Source organism: uncultured Kriegella sp., from assembly GCF_963975415.1.
Taxonomy (GTDB): Bacteria; Bacteroidota; Bacteroidia; order Flavobacteriales; family Flavobacteriaceae; genus Kriegella.
On sequence record NZ_CAXBGN010000007.1, the window covers coordinates 216,607 to 238,996 of the forward strand.

General features: G+C 41.5%; 15 protein-coding genes. 7 read left to right on the forward strand and 8 right to left on the reverse strand.

The features are described 5' to 3' along the window. The first annotated feature begins 15 nt into the window (after nucleotides 1-15). From AACZ88_RS16485 to AACZ88_RS16500, 4 genes are read left to right on the forward strand one after another with little or no spacing between them, the layout of a single operon-like run. Complete coding sequence (locus AACZ88_RS16485) at nucleotides 16-1,512, forward strand: RagB/SusD family nutrient uptake outer membrane protein (RefSeq protein ID WP_339712436.1); 1,497 nt, start codon at nucleotides 16-18, stop codon at nucleotides 1,510-1,512. Between the two features lie 36 nt (nucleotides 1,513-1,548). Continuing rightward, nucleotides 1,549-4,224, forward strand: coding sequence for a c-type cytochrome (locus tag AACZ88_RS16490; RefSeq protein ID WP_339712439.1), 2,676 nt, complete (start codon nucleotides 1,549-1,551; stop codon nucleotides 4,222-4,224). Nucleotide 4,225: 1 nt separating this feature from the next. Continuing rightward, nucleotides 4,226-5,455 carry a VCBS repeat-containing protein gene (locus AACZ88_RS16495; protein ID WP_339712442.1) on the forward strand — a complete coding sequence of 410 codons (1,230 nt, stop codon included), beginning with the start codon at nucleotides 4,226-4,228 and terminating at the stop codon, nucleotides 5,453-5,455. Nucleotides 5,456-5,460: 5 nt separating this feature from the next. After that, nucleotides 5,461-6,264 (forward strand): DUF1080 domain-containing protein, encoded by an 804-nt coding sequence (locus tag AACZ88_RS16500; protein ID WP_339712445.1) that lies wholly within the window; start codon nucleotides 5,461-5,463, stop codon nucleotides 6,262-6,264. Nucleotides 6,265-6,297: 33 nt separating this feature from the next. Here the strand turns inward: AACZ88_RS16500 and AACZ88_RS16505 are convergent, their stop codons facing one another. After that, nucleotides 6,298-7,479, reverse strand: a complete 1,182-nt coding sequence (locus tag AACZ88_RS16505; protein WP_339712448.1) for an alginate lyase family protein — start codon at nucleotides 7,477-7,479, stop codon at nucleotides 6,298-6,300. A 184-nt stretch (nucleotides 7,480-7,663) separates the two neighbouring features. Here AACZ88_RS16505 and AACZ88_RS16510 point away from each other — a divergent pair, with 184 nt between their 5' ends. Both AACZ88_RS16510 and AACZ88_RS16515 read left to right on the forward strand, forming a co-directional pair. After that, nucleotides 7,664-11,197 carry a sulfatase-like hydrolase/transferase gene (locus tag AACZ88_RS16510; protein WP_339712451.1) on the forward strand — a complete coding sequence of 1,178 codons (3,534 nt, stop codon included), beginning with the start codon at nucleotides 7,664-7,666 and terminating at the stop codon, nucleotides 11,195-11,197. A gap of 192 nt (nucleotides 11,198-11,389) precedes the next feature. Next, a complete protein-coding gene (locus tag AACZ88_RS16515; RefSeq protein WP_339712454.1) occupies nucleotides 11,390-12,436 on the forward strand; it encodes a GntR family transcriptional regulator in 1,047 nt (348 codons plus the stop codon). A gap of 49 nt (nucleotides 12,437-12,485) precedes the next feature. On the opposite strand, the gene rhaM is transcribed toward AACZ88_RS16515, so the two are convergent. From rhaM to AACZ88_RS16530, 3 genes are read right to left on the reverse strand one after another with little or no spacing between them, the layout of a single operon-like run. Continuing rightward, nucleotides 12,486-12,800, reverse strand: a complete 315-nt coding sequence (gene rhaM, locus AACZ88_RS16520) for an L-rhamnose mutarotase (RefSeq protein WP_339712457.1) — start codon at nucleotides 12,798-12,800, stop codon at nucleotides 12,486-12,488. A 12-nt stretch (nucleotides 12,801-12,812) separates the two neighbouring features. Then, entirely contained in the window at nucleotides 12,813-14,213 is a 1,401-nt protein-coding gene (locus AACZ88_RS16525; RefSeq protein ID WP_339712460.1) for a sulfatase-like hydrolase/transferase, read from the reverse strand. Between the two features lie 26 nt (nucleotides 14,214-14,239). After that, nucleotides 14,240-15,526 carry a DUF4861 domain-containing protein gene (locus AACZ88_RS16530; RefSeq protein WP_339712463.1) on the reverse strand — a complete coding sequence of 429 codons (1,287 nt, stop codon included), beginning with the start codon at nucleotides 15,524-15,526 and terminating at the stop codon, nucleotides 14,240-14,242. A 349-nt stretch (nucleotides 15,527-15,875) separates the two neighbouring features. Between AACZ88_RS16530 and AACZ88_RS16535 the strand changes: the two genes are divergently transcribed. Continuing rightward, nucleotides 15,876-18,626 carry a glycosyl hydrolase gene (locus AACZ88_RS16535; protein ID WP_339712466.1) on the forward strand — a complete coding sequence of 917 codons (2,751 nt, stop codon included), beginning with the start codon at nucleotides 15,876-15,878 and terminating at the stop codon, nucleotides 18,624-18,626. Nucleotides 18,627-19,177: 551 nt separating this feature from the next. Here the strand turns inward: AACZ88_RS16535 and AACZ88_RS16540 are convergent. The 4 genes from AACZ88_RS16540 to AACZ88_RS16555 are packed head-to-tail and all read right to left on the reverse strand — an operon-like array spanning nucleotide 19,178 to nucleotide 22,357. Further along, the gene (locus tag AACZ88_RS16540) at nucleotides 19,178-20,698 is read right to left on the reverse strand and encodes an ATP-binding protein (protein ID WP_339712469.1); all 1,521 of its coding nucleotides are present in this window, start codon (nucleotides 20,696-20,698) and stop codon (nucleotides 19,178-19,180) included. Continuing rightward, on the reverse strand, nucleotides 20,670-21,188 hold the full coding sequence (locus AACZ88_RS16545) for a Rab family GTPase (protein WP_339712472.1): 519 nt from the start codon (nucleotides 21,186-21,188) through the stop codon (nucleotides 20,670-20,672). Before AACZ88_RS16545 ends, AACZ88_RS16540 begins: the two co-directional genes overlap by 29 nt. Next, nucleotides 21,175-21,978, reverse strand: coding sequence for a cell envelope biogenesis protein OmpA (locus tag AACZ88_RS16550; RefSeq protein ID WP_339712475.1), 804 nt, complete (start codon nucleotides 21,976-21,978; stop codon nucleotides 21,175-21,177). The genes AACZ88_RS16545 and AACZ88_RS16550 overlap by 14 nt, the downstream gene beginning before the upstream one ends. Nucleotides 21,979-22,000: 22 nt before the next feature. Beyond that, nucleotides 22,001-22,357, reverse strand: a complete 357-nt coding sequence (locus AACZ88_RS16555; RefSeq protein WP_339712478.1) for a fructose 1,6-bisphosphatase — start codon at nucleotides 22,355-22,357, stop codon at nucleotides 22,001-22,003. Nucleotides 22,358-22,390 lie beyond the last annotated feature (33 nt).

Here is a 22,390-nt window from a genome sequence, read left to right on the forward strand (position 1 = left end):
TTTAAAAATGAAAAAATGAAAAATATATTCTATTTTATCGCAATAATACTGGGGTTTCTGATAAGCGGTTGCGACGATGAGCTAACCATTTTCCCAGAAGACTCGTTAAGTGTGCCTACCTTCTTTAAAACAGAAGAAGATTTTACCCAGGCCATCAATGGCACCTATGTACCGCTACGTGGTATCAACAATCAATCGAAGCCCTTTTTGGCCGAAATGCATTCTGACAATACCTATTTTGCGCGTAATACGGCTTTCGGAGCTACAGACAACCAAGAGGATATAGCCGACCACTCTATACCAAGCGATGGAGGTATCACGGCAAATACCCACGTAAATAATGTTTATGTTGGCTACTATGAAGTTATCGCCCGAGCCAATCAGATTTTAGCAACAATAGATGACGCTGAGTTTGATGAAACTGCAAAAGCGAATGTAAAAGGCCAAGCTCTTTTTTTAAGAGCGTATTCTTATTTTGACCTAGCACAGTTATTTGGTAGCGTACCCATGCACCTTGAACCTGTAGTAGACCGTGAAGGGGCTGCTTTGCCGCTAGCCTCCGAAGATGAACTTTATGCACAGATTATCGAAGATACCCAAGCGGCTATTCCCTTATTACCACTCAAATCAGAACAACAGCCTGGTAGGGTAACCTCTGGTGCTGCTCAAACCCTATTGGGCAACGTATATATAGTACGTCAACAATGGCCCGAAGCCGAAACTGTTTTGAAGGCGGTTGTAGCCAGTAATGAATATGCCTTAATGCCCAACTATGAGGATGCTTTTTCAGGGAATAGTGACAATAAGAATAATATAGAGTCGGTTTTTGAAATTCAATACCGGGAAGGTGCCGAAGGATTGAATGGTAGTTTTTTATATAACTTTCTCCCAAGACCAATTAGCGCCGAAGAAGTTGGTGCAATAACCGGAACATCAAATCCGCAACCCGTTAACGGTGAAGGGAACAATATTCCTACCCCAGATATCATCGAAGCTTATGAAGATGGGGATTTAAGGGAAGAAGCTTCAATAATGTACATCACCGCTAGCGAGAGTTTTTGGGAAGATGGCATTTATCCCATCATTAAAAAATATGTTGAACCTCATGCCTTGCATGGCAACCATGGTATGAATTGGCCCGTTTATCGGTATGCCGAAGTACTGTTATTTTTGGCGGAAGCCTTGGAAGAACAAGGTAAAAATGGAGAAGCTCTTCCGTATCTAACTGAAGTTCGCACACGTGCGGGTCTTGGTGCCCCTACAGGTGATTTGGGAGAAGCCATTTTTAACGAACGAAGGGTTGAACTGGCGTTTGAAAACAAAAGATGGTTCGATCTTGTACGCACAGGTCGTGCCATAGATGTGATTACCGCCCATGGAAATAAAATAAAAGCCAACCCGGTTGACTACTACTATCCGGCAGGGGTAGAACCAAGGGGCAATGTCTTTACCAATATCTCTGAACGCTATGCACTTCCAGCATCCGAATCGTCTTTAAACCCGAATTTTTAATTAAATTAGTCGACTTATAATCATAAATCCAAAAACATGACCAGACTTTTCGTCGCAATTATTTTTGCAATGCTTTTTTCCATTTCTTGTGAGGATGCCAAGGAAACGGATTCAAAAAGCACCCAAGAGCTTGACCCAAAACTATCGAAGCTTAAATTACAGCCAGGTTTTGAGGCAGAACACCTGTATAGTCCTGCAGATAATGACCAAGGATCTTGGGTCGCCATGACCTTTGATGACAAAGATCGCCTAATTACAGCCGACCAATACGGCGCCTTATATCGTATGGAAATTCCCCCTATCGGTGCTGATGATGTGACACCAACAATTGAAAAGCTTAAAATCCAGACCGGGGAAACTGTTGCCGATTCCGTTATTCAAATGGGGTACGCACAAGGTCTACTTTATGCTTTCAACAGCCTATACGTTATGGTCAACCACCGGGGCAACGACGAATTTGAAAAAAGCAGCGGTCTTTACCGTTTACAGGATACTGATAACGATGACCAATATGACAAGATTACCTTACTAAAGGCGTTGAATGGCGCCGGTGAACATGGTCCGCATAGTATCGTAATGAGTCCCGACGGAAAGACACTTCACGTCATTGCGGGTAATCATACCGACCTCCCTGAAATGGATTCCTATCGTTTGCCAAAAGTGTGGCAAGACGACAACCTATTCCCCCAGGTCAAAGACCCTAGGGGTCATGCCAATGATAGAGGCGCTCCAGGGGGCTGGATAGCAAAAATCGACCCCGAGGGAAAAAATTGGGAATTGGTGAGCGCCGGCTTCAGAAATCCTTTTGACCTTGATTTTAATGATGAAGGCGATATGTTCGTTTACGATAGTGATATGGAATGGGACTTAGGCATGCCTTGGTACCGACCAACCCGTATATGCCATGTAACAAGTGGTAGTGAATTCGGATGGCGTACCGGTAACGGAAAGTGGTCACCGGCCTACCCTGACAACCTTCCTGCAATAGTGAATATTGGCCAAGGCTCGCCAACCAATGTGGTGTATGGAAGAGGAGCAAAATTTCCTGAGAAATACCAAAAAAGCATTTATGCTTTCGATTGGAGTTTTGGAATGATCTATGCCATTCACCTTACACCTAATGGCTCTTCTTACGATGGTGAACGCGAGGAATTTTTATCGGGTATTCCCCTGCCTTTGACAGATGGGGTAATTGGCCCAGATGGAGCGATGTACTTTATGTCGGGTGGTCGTAGGTTAGATTCCGACCTTTACCGAGTACATTATACCGGTGATGAGTCAGTTGCAGCTTCAAACGAAGCTTCCGAATTGACCGAAGAAAATAAAATCAGAAGACAACTTGAGGCCTACCATGAAGGACCAAAAGAAGGAGCCATAGCTTTTGCCTGGCCCCATTTAAACAGTGAAGACCGCTTTCTACAGTATGCCGCACGAATTGCAGTAGAACATCAGCCTGTACAAGAATGGCAAGCCAAGGTGTTGGCCGAAAAGGACCCGGTAGCCTTGGCACAAGGTGTTATCGCTTTGGCCCGCCATGGCTCAAAAGCACAACAAACCGGAATGCTCAATGCACTTTTGGGTGTAGATTATGCTTCACTTTCACCACAACACCAGGTTGATCTGCTTCGAGCTTTTGAACTAACGCTCTCCCGTTTCGGAGTGCCATCGACCAGTACAAAAAATAAAGTCATCAACTATCTTTCACCAAAATATCCGGCACAGACCGATGTATTGAATCAGTTGTTAAGTAAAACCCTTGCCTATCTTGATGACCCTACAGTCGCCAAGAAAACATTGGCATTGTTAGAATCGAATACCGGTGAGAATGTAGACGTAATGGCCAACACGGCCACCGATGCCTCCGATTTGATTTTAAGAAACCCACAATACGGTATGGATATCGCCCTTACCTTGAAAAACATGCCTCCGGCCCAACACACCTACTACGGTATGGTTATTGAAGATGTCGACAAAGGATGGACTCCCGAACTCCGAGAAAAGTACTTCAAGTGGTTTAACAAGGCATTTTCGTTCAAGGCTGGCAGAAGCTATATTGGTTTTATTGATAAGGCCAGAAAAAAGGCCCTGACCCATGTACCTAAGGCTAAATTCGATTTCTACGATAAAATGTCAGGTGCCGACTTATTGACAAGTTCGGGTAACGATTTAGCCGTTTCCACAGTATCACCTAAAGGACCTAGACATAATTGGAAGGTAGATGAAATCGAGCCCTTATTGGCCGATGGCTTAAAAGGGAGAGATTTTGAATATGGTAAAAGTATGTTTGCCTCTACAAGCTGTGTTACCTGTCATACTATGCAAGGCGAAGGCCAAAACATCGGGCCCGATCTTACACAACTTGGTACTCGTTTCTCTCCTGAAGATATATTAAAGGCTATTATCGATCCAAATGACGTTATCTCCGACCAATATAACTCCACAGTATATACCCTAAAAGATGGGAAATCGATAGTGGGCAGGTTGATGAACGAAACCGATCAAAACTATGTAGTTTCCCAGAACCCTTACGCTCCCGACATTACACGTGAGATTGCCAAAGATCAGGTGACCGACATAAAAATGTCAACTGTGTCATTAATGCCCCCGGGCACCATTAATTCGTTAAACGAGGATGAACTAAAAGACCTTCTGGCTTACTTGATTTCTGGAGGCGATCCTAAAAACCCTATTTACACGGAGGCTAACAATTAAAATGAATACGTCAGTAAAAGAAGCTGGTCGTTATGTAGCCATAGACTACATGGTGCCAGCTTCTAAAATTACATCCGAAAATATCCCAGTGCGCACTCTGCTCATCCTCCTTTTCTTGGTAGGTGTTTTTGGATACGCCCAATCGAAGCCTTTAGTGTTTACCAAAAAATCGATTGCTTCAGAAAGTTATGAATCGGCCGGGGTCTTCGATGTCAACAATGACAATGTGCCTGATATCGTATCGGGTGCCTACTGGTACGAGGGACCTGATTATCATAACAGACACTATATCGGTTCGGCAAAACGGTATGGCGAATATTACGATGACTTTTCGACCATTCCACTCGATGTCAATGGTGATGGAAATATAGATTTTATTACTGGGGGCTGGTTTGGAAAACAATTGGTTTGGAAAGAGAATCCCGGTGATAACGGTGAATGGAAAGAACATCTGATTGCTGAAGTAGGTAATATCAAAAGTACCCGTTCTTGGGATATTGATGGCGACGGCATCATCGAAATCGTTCCGAACACACCCAATGATTCCTTAGTTATCTATCGCCTGGTATTGGATCATAATAAGAAGGGTGCCGGAAAATTCAGTAAACACGCCATTACCGGAAAACATGGCCATGGTCTAGGTTTTGGCGACATTAATGCCGATGGCCGCGAAGATTTGGTCGTTCCATCGGGTTGGATCGAAGCACCAAAGAATCCGTTTACCGGAGAATGGAAATTTCATCAAGACTTTGAGCTCGGTACGGCCAGCGTGCCTATGATTATTGCCGATATCAATAAAGATGGACTCACCGATTTAATCGTTGGTCAAGGCCATGGTTACGGGCTCCATTGGCACGAACAAACAACATCTCAAAAAGATAAAAAAACAACCTGGACCAAACATGCCATTGATCCCTATAATTCACAATACCATAGTATGGAATGGACCGATATCGATCAGGATGGGGAAAATGAATTGGTGACTGGCAAGCGATACCGAGCCCACAATGGCAAAGACCCTGGCGGGAATGATAAACTCGGACTCTATTATTTCAGATGGACGGGCGAAAATTTCAGCAAGCAAATTATCGATTACGGTGCTTATGGCAAAGGAAAAGGTACCGGAGTCTATTTTAGCGTATCCGATTTGAACAAAAACGGAATGAAAGACATTATCGTAGCCGGAAAAGACGGGCTAACAATCTATTACAACGAACCAACAAAAAAATAAAAAAAATGAACCTCAAAACAAAGTATATGCGCTACGCACTGGTAATTCTAGTTCTTATCGGTTTACAATCTTGCAAGGAGAAAAAGGAAAGTCAAACTACGGAAGAATCGACTACATTGGTCGACGACAATGATGGTTTTGAAGCAATATTTGACGGGGAGACCCTAGACAATTGGCAGGGAGACCCGAATTACTGGCGGGTAGAAAATGGCAATTTGGTGGGTGAAGTAACCCCTTCCACTTTGCTGCAAAACAATACCTTTATTATTTGGGAGGGTGATCAGCCCAGCGACTTCGAATTGAAGTTAGAGTTCCGTATTGCAGAAGCAGGAAATAGCGGCATTAATTACCGCAGCGAAAAAATCGACACGATTCAATATGCACTACGGGGCTATCAGGCCGACATCGATGGCAAAATCAGGTATACAGGGCAGAACTATGAGGAGAAAAAACGCGCTACCCTTGCCTATCGTGGTGAAAAGGCCGTTATTACTTCACAGGAAAATGCCGATACCCCAGGATCTTTGCGTGCCAATGTCGCAAAAAATGCTTGGCAGAGCCGTGAAGTCGTCGAATCTCTAGGCGACTCCGATGAACTTAAAACAAAGATCAAAAGCGAAGATTGGAACGAAGCCCACCTCATCATCAAAGGAAACAAATTACAACATTACATCAACGGTATTTTGATGAGTGAAGTCATCGATGATGACACCGTAAACCGGTCATCTTCAGGTTATTTGGGCGTTCAAGTGCATGTAGGCCCACCAATGAAAGTCGAATACAGAAACATTCTATTAAAAAAACTATAAAGCAATACACCCCTTTTTTTTAGAGTAAATCCTTTATTTCCTTACCCAAAGTAACGGATAGCGTATGGGCATATTCCGTATAACTTCAGGGTTATCGAAATGAGGCTCAAGGGATTTCCATAAATCCAAATAGGCGGTCTTATTCAGTGCCATTCCTCCAAACAGGAACGACGGTTGTCTCACGGGCCATTCCTCCCAATACATGACATCCTCCTGAAAGGGCCAACTGCTTTTATCTTTCACATAAGGATATAAAAACGAAAGTCCTTTGATCATACTTTTCCCGTCGGGCGTGACATAGGTGAACAAGTTTTCATGCTTGGTAGACAGAACTTGGCAAAGCGCTGCCATTCCGTCAAGTACAAAAAGAGAATACCCATAGGGTTTCGTCCGCGCCAACTCTAGGGGAAAAGCGCCTCTATCGTCCATTTGATCAGGCAGCAAGGTTTCCTTATAAAAATTCCGGGCGAATTCTTTCTGTTGAGCATCGCCCACAAAATCAGCAAAAACGGCAACCTGCATGGCCCAACAAACACTGTGGTTGTTTCCATTATCACGTTCCTTCATGCCATAAGGATGTGTTGTAATCCATTCCAAGTAATCGGAAAACCATTTCCGTATTTCAACCATCTCACCAACGGAAATTACTTTTGCGTCTTCGATCGCCTGAACCGCCAGAACGACTTCTAATAAGTGGATGGTATCGATAATACCGATGCCCCTTCCTGTCACAATTCCTTGAATCGCCTGGGCATACAGCAGATTGGGGTTCATTTTAGTGTCTTCATTAACAAACCACGCCTGTAAATGTGGAAGCAACTGTTTGACATAAGCCTTATCACCGGTAACCAAATAGGCCGATGCCAAAGCCCCGGAAATCTGGCTCAAACGAATCATGGCCCTACGATGCGCCGTAAAGTTATCTGGGTTAGTCAAGCCATCTTTTCGAATATAAGGTCCATCAGGGTTTTGCGGGTCGGGCCACCAATAATCTCCCTCCGAATAAAAATCATGCAGCGTACCCGCACTACGCTCACTATAATCATGGGTTACGGTAATAGGCTCTAAAGTGGCGAATTCCCGCGCCCTATCGACCACTCGGTTTCTTTCTATTTGAAAAAGATCAAAATCACTTACTTTATTTTGGCTTTTACATGGTGCACAAAACAATAATGTAACGGAAATAAATACCGATTTTATTAAACTCCTTATCATTTCAGGGATTTCGTTTTTCTTAAAAGTAGATTTACAAGATGACATCGATCGACCTTAAAGGTATATATTTATAGAGGAAGTGAGAAAGTTTATTTTTAAGAAACAGGACGGCACAGGATACCCAATCATAGGAAATGGCTTAAGTTTGACCTACTTCAAAATTCTGCTTAAAAAATTAAAATTAATGAATTATCAAAAATATAGTGCCCACTTTATTCTACTCTTGTTTTTGGTATCGGGGCCCAAGTTCCATGCACAAAAGAACAAAGCACAAAAAGGTACTGACCGTCCGAATATCATATTTATCTTAACCGATGACCAGCGGTTCGATGCACTAGGCTATGCGGGAAATTCATTGATTCATACACCAGAAATGGACGAACTGGCCAAGTCTGGCGTCTATTTCAAAAATGCCATGGTAACCACCCCGATCTGCGCCGCCAGTCGTGCCAGTATTTTGACCGGACTTTACGAGCGCACCCACAATTACAACTTTCAAACGGGAAATATTAGGGACAGTTATATGGCTACCTCTTATCCTACCCTTTTAAAAAATAACGGCTATCACACCGGTTTTTTTGGAAAGTACGGTGTGCGCTATGACCATCTCGAAAAGCAATTCGATGTCTTTGAATCGTATGACCGCAACGGAGCCTTTAAAGACAGACGGGGCTACTATTATAAAACCTTGGGTAAAGACACGGTACACCTAACTCGCTATACTGGTCAAAAAGCATTGGATTATATTGATGCCGCCGATGCATCTTCTCCCTTTTGTCTATCACTCAGTTTTAGCGCACCCCATGCCCATGACGGCGCCAAGGACCAATACTTTTGGCAAGAGGAATCTGATAAGCTATTGCAAAACACCACCATGCCCGGCCCTGCTCTTGGCGAAGACAAGTATTTCGAGCAACAGCCCAAATTCGTTCGGGAAGGCTTTAACCGTACCCGCTGGCATTGGCGGTATGATACCCCTGAAAAATATCAGCACAGTTTAAAGGGGTATTACCGTATGATTTCAGGGATTGACCGAGAAATAGGAAAAATTCGGGAGCGTCTCAAAAAGAAAGGACTCGATAAAAATACGGTTATCATTCTAATGGGTGATAACGGTTACTTTTTAGGAGAACGTCAATTGGCCGGAAAATGGCTGCTGTATGATAATTCGGTTCGTGTGCCCCTTATTATTTACGACCCAAGGGTTAAAAAACACCAAGACCTTGACGACATGGCCCTAAACATAGATGTGCCTTCAACTATTTTAGATATGGCCGGAGTAGCACAGCCCCAAAGTTGGCAAGGGAAGAGTCTTCTCCCTCTGGTTGTCGGTCAAAGTAAAAATTTGGAACGAGACACGGTGCTCATCGAGCATCTCTGGGAATTTGAAAATATTCCGCCCAGTGAAGGGGTACGCACCCAAGAGTGGAAGTATTTCAGGTATGTCAATGACAAATCGTTCGAGGAACTCTACAATCTTAAGAAAGACCCAAAAGAAATCAATAACCTAGCGAAAAATTCAAAATATACTGAGAAGCTCAAAGCCTTCCGTAAAAAAACGGATGACTTAACCATTGAACTTTCCGATAAATATTCAGCCGGACCTTCCAATTTAATTGTTGAATGGATAAGAAACACAGCCGGGGTTATCATCATAGATTCCAAACCAGAATACGGGTGGGTGGTGCCAAACGGTGCAGTCTCACAATCGGCTTATCAAGTATTGGTAGCATCGTCTGAACAAAAGATAATTAACAACATAGGCGATATATGGAATAGTGGCCAAATAAGAACCGATGCCTCCACGGAAATAGAGCATGCGGGAACACCATTAAAAAATGGAGAGACCTACTTTTGGAAAGTACGCATTTGGGACCAAGACAATCGGCTTTCTCGTTATTCAAAAAGTCAGTCATTCACCATGGGAAACCCAAAAGCCACGATCACTACACCCAATAGTTTTCAAATCGACAAAATAAAACCGGTCGAATTCGAAAAAAGAGGGGACTCCTATTTTATCGATTTCGGAAAAGCTGCTTTTGCAACCCTTGATTTTACCTATAATGCCCAAACGGAACACACGCTTACCTTTCGAATCGGGGAACAGCTAGCGGGTAAAAACATCAATAGAAAACCCTTTGAAAAAAGCCATATTCGATATCAAGAAATACAAGTTGAGGTAAAACCCGAACAAACCGAATACCAACTTCAAATAAAACCAAATAGGCGAAATACCCTGCCGGGAAAGGCACTACCGCTACCTGAAGGTTTTCCGGTTTTGATGCCTTTTCGATACGCCGAGGTTGACGGTGCCCAAGAATCATTGACTGCTGAAAATTTTACGCAACTTGCCCATCACAGTTATTGGGAAGATAATGCAAGCAGTTTCACAAGTTCAGATGATATTTTAAATCAGGTTTGGGATCTATGCAAATATTCTATAAAGGCTACCACCTTTAACGGATTATATGTAGATGGTGACCGAGAAAGAATTCCCTATGAGGCCGATGCCTACCTGAACCAACTGAGCCATTACACCACCGACCGTGAATATGCCATCGCAAGACAGACCATCGAGTATTTTATGGAACACCCTACATGGCCAACAGAATGGCAACAACATGTAGCACTCATGTTTTATGCCGATTATATGTATACGGGCAATACGGAGCTTATTGAGAAATACTACGATCAATTAAAATATAAAACACTTTATGAACTTGCGAACGAAGATGGCCTGATCACTTCGACCAAAATGACCCCCGAATTAATGGCCAATCTCGGGTTTCCCAAAACCATGAAGGAAACTTTTAGAGACATTGTTGACTGGCCCTCTGCTGGCTGGGGCGGTGATCCGGCAAACAAAGGCGAACGCGATGGCTACGTTTTTAAGGACTATAATACCGTGGTCAATGCCTTTTATTATCAAAACATGAAAATCATGGCCGAATTCGCTACAGTTTTAGGGAAGACACAAGAAGCTTTAGATTTTAAATTAAGGGGCTTGAAAGCAAAAAAGGCTTTCAATGAAAAAATGTTTGATGCAAAGAGAGGAATTTACATAGATGGGATTGGAACAGACCATGCCTCATTACATGCCAACATGATGCCACTGGCTTTTGATTTGGTTCCAGAGGAGCACAAGGCTTCAGTAGTTGAATTTGTTAAGTCAAGAGGAATGGCGTGCAGTGTATATGGTTCACAATATTTGATGGATGGCCTATATAATGCTGGAGCGGCAGATTATGCCTTGGATCTATTAACAGATACCAGTGACAGAAGTTGGTACAATATGATTCGCATTGGTTCTACGATTACGTTAGAAGCTTGGGATTTAAAATATAAAAACAATCTCGATTGGAACCATGCCTGGGGAGCTGTACCCGCAAACGCGATTCCCCGCGGACTTTGGGGAATTCAACCAAAAACACCAGGCTTTGGCATTGCTACTATTAAACCCCAGATGGGAGATTTAAAGAGTAGCACCATTGAAGTACCTACTATTAAGGGAACAATCAAGGCAACCTATACCCACAAAAGCCGACGATTACAGCAATATACGGTAGAAATTCCCGCCAATATGGTCGCGGAATTCAACATCAAGGCCGCTGAAAATGATGTGGTCACGTTGAACGGGGAAAAGGCCAGTATGGCCTTCGGCTCCCTTCGTTTGACTCCCGGCACGCATCAAATCAATCTCGTCGTCAATTCATTTTAAATAGTGCGGTTTTTAGTACAATGAATTTATAGGATTATGAAATGCTCATAAAGCTGAATTTCGTTACCTAAAGACCGTATTTATTTATGTTATGCGATCAAAAAAATCGCAATTAAAAATCAATGTTGTTATTCGGCATTGTGCCATCTTTCCCCTGTTGACCCGTGTGGCGAAATTTCCTAATTTGCAGGTATGATCCAAAAACTCAATATCAAGATCAACGAATCATCGAGAATTCCAAAATACAAGCAAATCGTAGAGTCTATTACCAATGATATTGCCAAAGGCAAATTGGAAATAGGCGAAAAAATACCTTCGATCAATGAGTTGAGCGCTTCATGTTACCTATCTCGGGACACTGTCGAAAAAGCTTATAAAGAACTGAAAAACAAAAAGGCCATCATTTCGGTAAAGGGTAAAGGGTACTACACTTCCAAAACCGACTTGATATCCAAAATCAGTATATTCTTTTTGGTCAACAAACCCAGTTACTATAAGATGAGCATTTACAATGCCTTTGTAAACGGCATTGGGGTTAATGGCCATGTCACCCTGTCGATCTACCATTGTGACGAAACACTCTTCGTAAGGGCGTTACAGAAAAATCTAGGTGCTTTTGACTACTATGTTATTATGCCTCATTTTAAAGACGAAAAATTAGCGCATGTCAGTGCTACGGATGCGGTTTTAAAGGAAATAGAGCGAATACCGAAAGACAAGCTCATTATTCTCGACAATAACAGGTTGGAAATTAAGGGCAAATACGGGTCTATTTATCAAGATTTCAAAGATGATTTGTATAACGCACTACAAGAAGGAATCGATAAATTAAGAAAGTACGACAAACTAATTTTAGTCTATCCTCGAAAATCAGTTTTCCCCTACCCCATGCGCATCGTTCACGGGTTCACCCGTTTTTGTGGTGAATTTGGTTTTGACTCCGAAGTATTGGATGAAATTTATGATGACATGGAATTAAATAGTAAAGATGTTTATATCACCATTGAAGAGATGGATTTGGTAAACTTGGTGCGGCAGATCAATGCAAAAAATATGGTCTTGGGTAAAGATGTTGGCATTATCTCATACAATGACACCCCTCTAAAAGAATTATTGGGCATTACCGTAATCAGTACCGACTTTAAGGCAATGGGCGAAACTACAGCCTATATGATTCTCAAAAACAAAACGGAAAAAGTAAAGAACGTATTTAAATACATCGAGCGGAATTCCGTTTAAGTGTTTCTGCACTATTGGAATTTCGCATGGATGAATAGGTTCCCTTCCCTTAATCCATATAAAAAACTTCACTCAGCGTTTTGGTAACCGGGGAATGATCTTCATTGGTTTCCATAATATCGGCCATATATGCCCACCACTTTTGTACAATTGGGTCATTGGAAACCGCGGTACCGTCAAACCCTTCTTTCAATTTCTGAAAGGCAAAAAGTGTGAGTGAATCCTCTTCTAGAAAGATTGAATATTCATGAATACCCGATTTCGAAAGTAAGGCAGAAAGTTCGGGCCATATTTCATCATGCCTCTTTTTATATTCCGCTTCGAACCCAGGTTTTAATTTCATCGTAAAGGCATTTCTATACATTCTAATCTGATTTTAGTTTATCTCCGCATTTACCGTCGGAGCATCTTTAGCAAATTGTTTTTGTAACCGTTCATTTAAATCTTTGGCGATGGTTGCCTCATCGGAATAAACATTATCCTTTTCTTCTGGATCGATTTCTAGGTTGTACAATTCAAATTCAGTTGGAACCCCTCCCCGATGCCGTGTGCGAATTAATTTCCAAGGTTTTTTTGTCAAGCTTTCCTGTAAATGTCCTCTCACATAAATTTCATTGCTCCAGCTCTTACCGGAAACAAGGGAAGTCCATATGCTTTTTCCTTCCACCGTTTCAGGGATCGATGTCGCCCCCGAGAGTTCAAGCAAGGTAGGCATCACATCGATAACCGATATGTAATCGGTATTGATTGAGGATGCTAGTTTACGCTTCCATGAAATAATGGCGGGTACACGAATACCACCTTCATAATTCGATTTTTTCCAATCGCGTAAAGGAAGATTGTTTCCCAATACTGAATTGGGACCATGTTTGCCGTTGTATTGATTTCCAGGATACCAACTGGGCATACCCCCGTTATCGCTCATAAAAATGACGATGGTGTTTTTGTCGAGATCAAGTTCTTTTAAGGTCTTTAAAACCTGCCCGATATTATCGTCCATATGTGTCATGGCAGCGGCAAAATCTCTTCTAGATTCATTTTCAATCGATTTCAGGTAGCGTTTTTTCCACCGCTCCTCTTCCTGTAAAGGATAATGGGGAGCGCTATAGGCCAACTGAACATAAAAATTTTTGGTCGTATCACGTTTTGAATGGAGCCAAGTCATGGTTTCTTCCCCTATTAAATCAGTTGCATGCCCATCTTCCTCAATAAACTCGCCATTTCTATGCCAGCTAGGGTCTCCATTCTTATATTCGTGGGAGTACTGATCAATTTGCCCATGCAAAAACCCATAGGCATAATCAAAGCCGTAGGCTTTTGGTCCGCTACTCGGCTTTAAGCCCAAGTGCCATTTTCCAAATAGTGCCGTTTGGTAGTTTCGCTTTCGCAATTGTTGGGGCAAAGTAATTACCGTATCCGGCAATTTTTTTTCACTACGACCGGCGATTGGGGCAACAATGCCCATGCGACTGGCTGGCATACCGGTCAAAAAACTAGCTCTTGTAGGTGAACAAGTAGGGTTTACATAAAAACGGTCTAAACGAACGCTAGATTTGGCCAAAAGATCAAGGTTCGGGGTTTGTACCTCAGAACCATTGTAACCCACATCGTTCCATCCGGCATCATCTGCAATGATAACCAAAAAATTAGGTTTTAAAGCCTCCTTAGGTTTTTGGGCACTTATAGGGTTTCCTAAAGAAATAACCAGATAGATAGCCACCAAAAACATCATCCGACAAAAACCGCTTCTTTCCCTAATAATATTGTGTGCTGTCATTTTCTGAAGTAATTGTTGTTTTGACATTAATTACGTATCTCAATGTTCACCGTTGCCGACAATTGATCGACAAGTTGTTTTAGATAATTTACAAAATAGTCTTCGTTTGCAAAACCGGCATCACTTACTTCCCACCCAGCTATGGCATAGTAACTTATCGGTTCTTTTTCATCGATACGGAGTCTTGCCAAAAAAGTATTCGACAGGTCTCCGGTTTTAGGTGCATCAGTATAGCCTAAGTACCTTTCCTTTGGAAGAATTAAAGCCATTCCCAACCACCATTTTTTATCATATGTTTGCTTATCATGGGTATATACGATGACATATCGTTCATGATTCAAAAGCTCGACAAGCGCTTTATCCGTATTTATATTGACAAGTCCGACAACGAGGTCTTCGTTGCCCATAAGTCCGGAAACGGAAACGGTATTCTTATAACCGTACATACCGGGCCATATCGACGTGTGTTCACGTACATCGTACGATCGATTTTGGGGTTTCCAATCGTTATACTCATAACTTAAAACCGAATTCACAGGACCTTCGGCCTGAATTTTAAAAGTTGTTTTTGCTATATTGTTTACCGAATCATCGACGGTCACCCCCAAGCGCATGAGGTCGTCTCCAACGGCCAACCCATAACCACCAATACCGACGGAGTTGCCTACGGCAAGTACATCCCTACCCCAACCTTCCATTCTGTGGTAATTATCTTCAACAGCACCTTCGGCATTGATTCCAACGTTTTCTGGCGACATTTCGGTCACTTTTTTACCGAAAAGATCTTTCGCATTGCGCCCATCGAGATAGTGCCGAAACCCTACCATGTCGTTTTCCCAAGAGGGACCATCGGTCTGATATTGCTGATATCCAAGACTTTTGGGTAGTTCATTTGCGGCAAGTGTCTCTTGTATTTCGGGCCTGACCGGTTTGCTTGCCGATGGCCGTTTTCCAAACCGTACACTCGTACGCTTTGGAAAGTCTGGAAGGCCGGCCACCCATTTTACGGAAATATTTTTTTCTTCACGGGAAGCTAAATCGATGACAAAAAATAGCTCGTCCCACCGATAATCGTCGTCACTATCATTAAATTGAGCTGAAATGGCATCACCTTTCTCATCAAGGAGCATCGGAAACAAATTGGTCTCATTATTCAAATCTATTTCTGAACGGGCAATGGAAATCGGTTTATTCATCAAAGCAATATCAGAATCATTGGTCAGATGTATCTTGGTAGTAAAGCCCTCGGTTGTACCACAGGAAAAGAACATCGGAAATGCAACAACCAAAAGCGTTTTAACAATAAGCTTCATATGTGAAAGTTTTATAGCAAGCCTCGAAAGTTAATTAAATATTCCTTGATACTGAATGGGTGTCTTTTTTTCTTTTATTTCTATGCCCTGAAAAAGTTCTACGGGAAGTCTCAATTCATATCGAACATGTAGATTTATCTGTTTTTATCGCACCTACTTGAGACCTGTCTTCAGGTTCTGCATGTTGAATCGTGCCGGTTTTTATTTTTTACAGTACAGCACAGGATGCAAATATATTCAACAGGTATTATTTTAGTCTATTATGTAGCCTTACCGCACAACCTAATCTTAAGTACTAGCGAGCAGAAAATCGGTTATTTGGCAAGTCTATGAAAAAGTAAAAACTGAAATGAAAAAAAAGGCATTACGTAGCAGATCCTTGAAAAACTTAACTTCTGTACTCATATTTTCCATTACAATTTTGAATATGCATTCCCAAGAGGCATTGTTAGAGCCTTGGCCCGAGATAGCGAACAGTACGAAACCTTGGACCCGTTGGTGGTGGATGGGAAATGCCATAGATGCAAAAAACGTTAAAGCATCACTCGTTGCAATGTCAAAAGTAGGTTTGGGGGGTGTAGAGATCCAACCAATCTACGGAGTAAAGGGAGAAGAACAAAATTACCTCGACTATCTTTCGCCCGAGTGGCTACAGATGCTTGACAAGACCATTTCAATAGCCGACAGTCTTGATATGCGGGTCGATATGACCTTGGGTACCGGATGGCCCTACGGTGGCCCCCAAGTTTCACAGAAACATGCCGCCACCAAATTGGTAGTCGATACGCTGAAGGTAAAAAAAGGCGAAAAAATCAACACCCATTTTAGTCCAACGAATGAGAAAGACGGGCTTTTTGCCAAGTTGTTACATGTACTTGCCTTTGGCGACAATGGAGATTATATCGATTTAACCTCAACCTTAGAAGGTAATCTTCTTAAATGGAAGGCCAAAGGCACCGATTATACTGTTTTTGCAATCTATGAAGGTAAAACCAAACAACAGGTAAAACGTGCTGCACCTGGTGGCCAAGGATACACTGTTGATCATTACTCCCAAGCGGCCTTTACTTCTTATGTCGAACCTTTTGACACCGCATTCGAAAAGCATGGGAAGCAACTGCGTTCTATTTTCAATGATAGTTACGAGGTCTATCACACTAATTTTACCCCCGATTTTTTCAACGCCTTCCAAAAAAGACGGGGTTATGATCTAAAACCGCATATAGCGCGGTTATTTGACAAAAAAGACCTGCCAGAAAGCAATCGCCTAAAAAGTGATTACCGACAAACTCTTTCTGATTTATTGCTTACCCAATTTGACATACCATGGACAAAATGGGCAAATGACAAAGGCTTTAAAACACGTTTACAAGCTCATGGTTCACCGGGCAACCTAATCGACATGTATGCTTCGGCCGATATTCCCGAATGTGAGACTTTTGGATCAATGCCTTTTGACATCAAAGGTTTCCGTAGGGAAAAAGAAGACATCCGTGAAGGTGATGCCGACCCGGTCATGTTAAAATTTTCATCTTCTGCCGCACATATTTCCGGCAAGCCGTTGACTTCATCCGAAACTTTTACCTGGCTTCGCGATCATTTCAAAACGGCCTTGTCACAATGCAAGCCCGAGGCCGAAGATTTGTTATTAAGTGGCGTGAACCATATTTTTCTACACGGCTCGACCTACTCGCCAGAACGAGCACCTTGGCCAGGGTGGAAATTTTACGCCTCGGTCAACTTCAATGTGAATAATACGATTTGGGAAGATGTTTCTGAAATGTTCGCTTATATCGCCCGATGCCAAGCAATGCTACAATTGGGAAAGCCCGATAATGAAACTTTACTTTATTGGCCGGTTTATGATGTATGGGATAAGCACCACAATGGCTCACTATTCTTTCAATTTAAAATTCATTCCCTCGAGGAATGGTTGCAAGGCACCAGTTTTTATAGCACAACCCAAAAGCTAATGAAAAAAGGATACGGTGTAGATTTTATCTCGGATGCCTTTATTGAAAAAGCGACAGTTGCCGACGGCCTAATCGTACTTCCCGGCGGCACCTATAAAAGTTTGGTGTTACCCGACTGTCGAAATATGCCGCTGGCAACCCTTAAAAAATTGATTGATTTAAAAAAACAAGGAGCTTCGATTATTTTTGAAGGACTTCCTGAATCCGTCCCTGGTTTTCATCAATACGAAAAAAGAAACCAAGAGTTGACACAATTGATTTCAGACAATCCTCAAGAAACCAAACCATCTAAAAACCTTATGGAATCACTTGCAGCCGCCAATATTCACCCAGAAACTTTGGTGGAAAAAGGGCTGAAGTTTATACGTAGGGATGTCGATGGGGAAAAGGTCTATTTTTTGGTCAACCACACTTCCGAAGACATCGACACTTTTATCCCGTTACAAAGTAGTGTTGAAGAAGCCATTATTCTAGACCCTTTGACCCAGGTCTACGGAAAAGCTTTGATCAAACTAGAAGAAGGCAAAACCCGTGTAAAAATAACTATTCCCTCAGGAGGTTCTTTATTCCTGAAAACAGGAAAAACTACCCTCCCCGAATGGCCGTATTATCACAATGTGGGCAACGCCTACCCCATCAATGGGGAGTGGCAGCTTTCCTTTTTAAAAGGAGGTCCTATATTGCCGCCAAACAGTACCTTAAGTACCCTTGAATCATGGACGTTATTGGGAAAAGAAGCCGAGGATTTTTCGGGTACCGCAAAATATGAAATCGCATTTGACGCCCCCAACATTAAAGCGGATAATTGGAAATTACAATTCGACGATGTGCGGGAAAGCGCCAAAGTATGGTTGAACGACACCTATATGGGAACGGTCTGGGCGTTACCTTTTGCCATAAACATTGGAAAACTCAAAAAAGGAAAAAACAAGTTAACCATAGAGGTAACCAATTTACCAGCCAATAGATTACGTGCCAAAGAACTGCGCGGCGAAGAATGGAAAATATTCCACGAAATCAACATGGTCGATAAAGATTATCAAAAGTTCGATGCTACCAAATGGAAACCCATGCCCTCAGGGCTTTTGGGCAAAGTACTGCTCATTCCTCAAAAAGGCAACAACTAGACTAAACACTCGAGTTCTTAAAAAAAAATCTGACAATCATAGGCTTATCCATAGGCTGCTGCAATCTCAAAACTACCTGCCGAATGGCCTCGTTAAAAAAAAAGGGACATTCAAGATTGCTCTTGAAATATCCCTGGGGGAACTAAACATAGGCTACTTTCACATCCTAATTCGATGTTGCCACATTCATGTTATTTAGAATAGCATGAACTGACTGGTAAAAGCCCCAATAAAGGGGCTTTCTAAAACCAATACTATTAAAATGGGGGAACAATTTAATTTCGAGCCGATCACCGATTTTCTAAATGGTCTCTCGGCTCTTTTTGCTATAATCAATGGTTAGTGTTCAAATAGCATTTAAACGTTGTTTCAATCAAACATTGTAAAAATATAAAGCAGACAACAAAACGGGCAATCGTGAGAACGATAGTTAATAAATCCGATTAAATGTCATTTTTTATCGATTAAATACATATTTAACCGTATTTTTCTTACAATTTTTTTTAAACAAGAGTTGATATTGAAACTAGGCGCTACTTAATTCTCTTAAGTTATCTTAGAAAACGGTGCATGATTTTGAGTAATTCGTGGGCTTCAAAAGGTTTGGCCAATACAGCATTCATGCCTGCTTTTAGATACCCCTTAAGTTGCTCTTCATAGGAATAGGCCGTAATGCCGATAACAGGAATTTTTTTTATATTATTGAACGGGAAACTTCGAATTACTTTTACGAGTTGGTCTCCTGAGATATTCGGAAGATTTATATCCATCAGAATAATATCATAGGTATTGCTGACAACTTCTTCCATAACCAGGGCTCCATCATTTACAACATCAATAAAGAAATTGCCTTCATCTATCAGCATCTTGAAAAGGGCAGTTTGTACTTGTTCGTTATCCTCTACCAATAACACCTTGAATTTGGAATCCTTTTTGGTTCTTGATTTTGTATTTTTTTTCTTTGAATGCTCCTGAAGAACAGGAGTCGAAGGCTGGTGCAACGGAAAGTTCAATTTCACGTCAAAATAAAAATGAGACCCCCTTCCCTCGGTAGAGTCTATATTTACCTTGCTTTCCATTAACGCCAACAAACCTTTGACTATAGCTAGACCAAGGCCTACCCCCTCGGTACGACCGAGTTGTTCAAAACTTTCAAAAATGGTCTCAAGGCTCTCTTTGGGAATACCTACCCCAGTATCTTTGACCCCAAAACGTAAACTCACGGTATTCGCCCTTTTTTGATGAAGATCGATATGCAATAGAATGCTTCCCTTCGCTGTGTATTTGGTAGCATTATCACATAAATTAGTCAGTACCTGCAATAGCCGTAAACGATCTCCCTCGAGGTAAGCGGGAATCTTTTCGTCGGTTGTTATCTTAAAAACAAGTCCTTTTTCCTTAGCCCTTGTTGTATATGTTAATTTTAAAAAATCTACCAATTGCGAAAAACTAAAAACACTAGGGTTTAACGCCAGCTTTCCTTTGGCAATCATAGAAATACTCAAAATATCCTCTAGCATCAATTTCAGGTTGGCTGTCGAATCTTTTAATACCGTTAAAATTCTTTGTTGTTCCGAATTAAGATCGGTCCGTCCTAAAATATTGGTTAGTGCAATAATATTTGTCAACGGGTTACGGAGTTCATGACTGAAATTTTGAATAAACTCATTTTTAAACTCTTCCCGTTCCTGAAGTTCATGGTTTTTCAAAAGGATGAGTTCTGAATCTATAATCGACTCGTTTCTCGACTGGGCCATGGCCTGATAGGAAAGGTAATGGTCAGTAAGGTCGCAAATCACCACTAGTATGTGACCCTCCTTTTTAAGTACTTCAATATCCGCTGTTAGGCTATCGACCTGGGAGCCCAGCTGCACACAATGAAAGATCGTACGTTCTTGAACCGAAGCCATAATTTCGGGAATACTGAAAAAAAACGGATGCAATTCCCCGATCGCGGTACCCTTATCGACTGCTAATAGCGTTTGGTCACTATCGATTACCACCCCCTTGGGGTCTATCAAAATAAACTGAAAGCTGGTATTACTATAGTGTTCCTTTAATTTTTTCAGCATCTGGTGCAAGCATTTTTGCTAATTCTTCGAAAAGGTCATCGACCTTGCCACCTGTTTTGGCACTGGTCAAATAATCGAATGAGATATTATTGTTTCCCAAGATTTCTTTCACTTCAGTAGGCGCTACCAGATCCACCTTATTGCCTACAATCTTGGTCGGAATACCGGGTACTTTCTTTTGCAAGACGGCTAAATCAAGATGAATGTCTTGAAATGTAGTCGGTCTCGAAACATCAAAAACATAGATGATACCGTGCGTACCCAGCAAATATGATTCACGAATATGGTTAAGATCGTCGGTTCCTTCCAAATCCCAAAGAATTAACGAAACCGAATTAACGGCAGAGATTTCTACCACTTTTTTGGTAATGTGAACACCAATGGACACCGTATAATTATCAGAAAAACTATTCTCGACGAAACGACGGATCAATGAAGTCTTACCGACACCAAAATGCCCTAATACAACAACTTTTTTAGAGACTTGCATATCTGAAGTTTTGTGCCAATGCTTTATTAATACGGTCGGCACTTAACGATTTATACTCATTCTTCTTGGTGAAATCTTCATAGAAATCAAAAATCAAATCTTGCACCTTGTCTTTTGCTCTTAGGGTGTATGTGCCCGACAAGACTACAGCAACATAATAGCTACTAAAACTTTGTAAATGTATATGATACAGTTCGTAGTCGATAAGTTCAAGGCTCTGCCCTTTTTGCCCAAAAGCATCTTCCACAAAATTCTTAATGGCCGTCAACATACCTGAAATCATTTCTTCGTCGATGGTCTGTAGGTTAGAATAACTTGCCCGGAGCAGACCAGTCTCCTTTTCGATCAACAACACTTGTTCGATATGGGTTGCAGCCAATTCTTCAACAATGGCCTGTTTTCCGTTAGATTTTCCAAACCAAGACTTTATCTTATCCTTAAAACTAAGTTGCCGATTGATTTTTTCAGAAAGTTTGCTGATTTCCTGTGCAATATATTTTTTGATCATCTTCCCAATAATAGGAAAAAGAGCGTCAACAACTTGATCTTTATTTTTGTTGATTTCCACTTTTAACGCCTCCGTAATTATGGGGCCCAAGGTGGTTGGAATACTGGTTTTGAACTCATCGAGCTGATGCAGGATAATCGGATCTACCTTCGAGGTAAACTTAGCGTTGTCATTAAAACTATCTTCCAACCGCTCAAGTCGTTTCGATATCTTTTCAATATAAATCGCATCCTCTTCAAAAAGAAGATCCTTCAAGATTTGCATTTTGTCATTTTCATTCATAACCTGGTAAATTTTGACTAGGTTATTTCTCACTCACTTTTTCCCCTAAATCAATTAGCAGCTTGCCAAGCATCTTTTTATCTACCTTTTCTGTCTCTAGGTTATCTATTTTTTCATCAATTTTGTCCTCTAGCTCGGTAATTCTAATGTTTACATCGGTAGCCACATTGTCTATTGCGGTTTTTAGGTCTTGCCGCACCTCTTCAATCAACTCCTCCAATACTTTTTTCTTCCGCTCAATGTCTTTTTTCAAAGACTCGAATTCAGAGTCGTATACTTGAATATTCTCGCCAAAAATCAAATTCTTTATGATTTCGATTTTTGATGCCGCTTCCTCTTCTTTTTTATCCAATGCTACAACGTTATTGTTTTTGCCCATGATTTTTTGGTTTTATGATATTGGCCATCTTTT

Excerpts from the sequence above, each read along its gene's own strand:
- AACZ88_RS16550 (WP_339712475.1), bottom strand. The coding sequence starts at position 21,978 with ATGAATGAAAATGACAAAATGCAAATCTTGAAGGATCTTCTTTTTGAA.
- AACZ88_RS16530 (WP_339712463.1), bottom strand. The coding sequence starts at position 15,526 with ATGAAGCTTATTGTTAAAACGCTTTTGGTTGTTGCATTTCCGATGTTC.
- AACZ88_RS16495 (WP_339712442.1), top strand. The coding sequence starts at position 4,226 with ATGAATACGTCAGTAAAAGAAGCTGGTCGTTATGTAGCCATAGACTAC.
- AACZ88_RS16545 (WP_339712472.1), bottom strand. The coding sequence starts at position 21,188 with ATGCAAGTCTCTAAAAAAGTTGTTGTATTAGGGCATTTTGGTGTCGGT.
- AACZ88_RS16505 (WP_339712448.1), bottom strand. The coding sequence starts at position 7,479 with ATGATAAGGAGTTTAATAAAATCGGTATTTATTTCCGTTACATTATTG.
- AACZ88_RS16515 (WP_339712454.1), top strand. The coding sequence starts at position 11,390 with ATGATCCAAAAACTCAATATCAAGATCAACGAATCATCGAGAATTCCA.
- AACZ88_RS16510 (WP_339712451.1), top strand. The coding sequence starts at position 7,664 with ATGAATTATCAAAAATATAGTGCCCACTTTATTCTACTCTTGTTTTTG.
- AACZ88_RS16500 (WP_339712445.1), top strand. The coding sequence starts at position 5,461 with ATGAACCTCAAAACAAAGTATATGCGCTACGCACTGGTAATTCTAGTT.
- AACZ88_RS16525 (WP_339712460.1), bottom strand. The coding sequence starts at position 14,213 with ATGACAGCACACAATATTATTAGGGAAAGAAGCGGTTTTTGTCGGATG.
- AACZ88_RS16555 (WP_339712478.1), bottom strand. The coding sequence starts at position 22,357 with ATGGGCAAAAACAATAACGTTGTAGCATTGGATAAAAAAGAAGAGGAA.
- AACZ88_RS16485 (WP_339712436.1), top strand. The coding sequence starts at position 16 with ATGAAAAATATATTCTATTTTATCGCAATAATACTGGGGTTTCTGATA.
- rhaM (WP_339712457.1), bottom strand. The coding sequence starts at position 12,800 with ATGTATAGAAATGCCTTTACGATGAAATTAAAACCTGGGTTCGAAGCG.
- AACZ88_RS16535 (WP_339712466.1), top strand. The coding sequence starts at position 15,876 with ATGAAAAAAAAGGCATTACGTAGCAGATCCTTGAAAAACTTAACTTCT.
- AACZ88_RS16540 (WP_339712469.1), bottom strand. The coding sequence starts at position 20,698 with ATGCTGAAAAAATTAAAGGAACACTATAGTAATACCAGCTTTCAGTTT.
- AACZ88_RS16490 (WP_339712439.1), top strand. The coding sequence starts at position 1,549 with ATGACCAGACTTTTCGTCGCAATTATTTTTGCAATGCTTTTTTCCATT.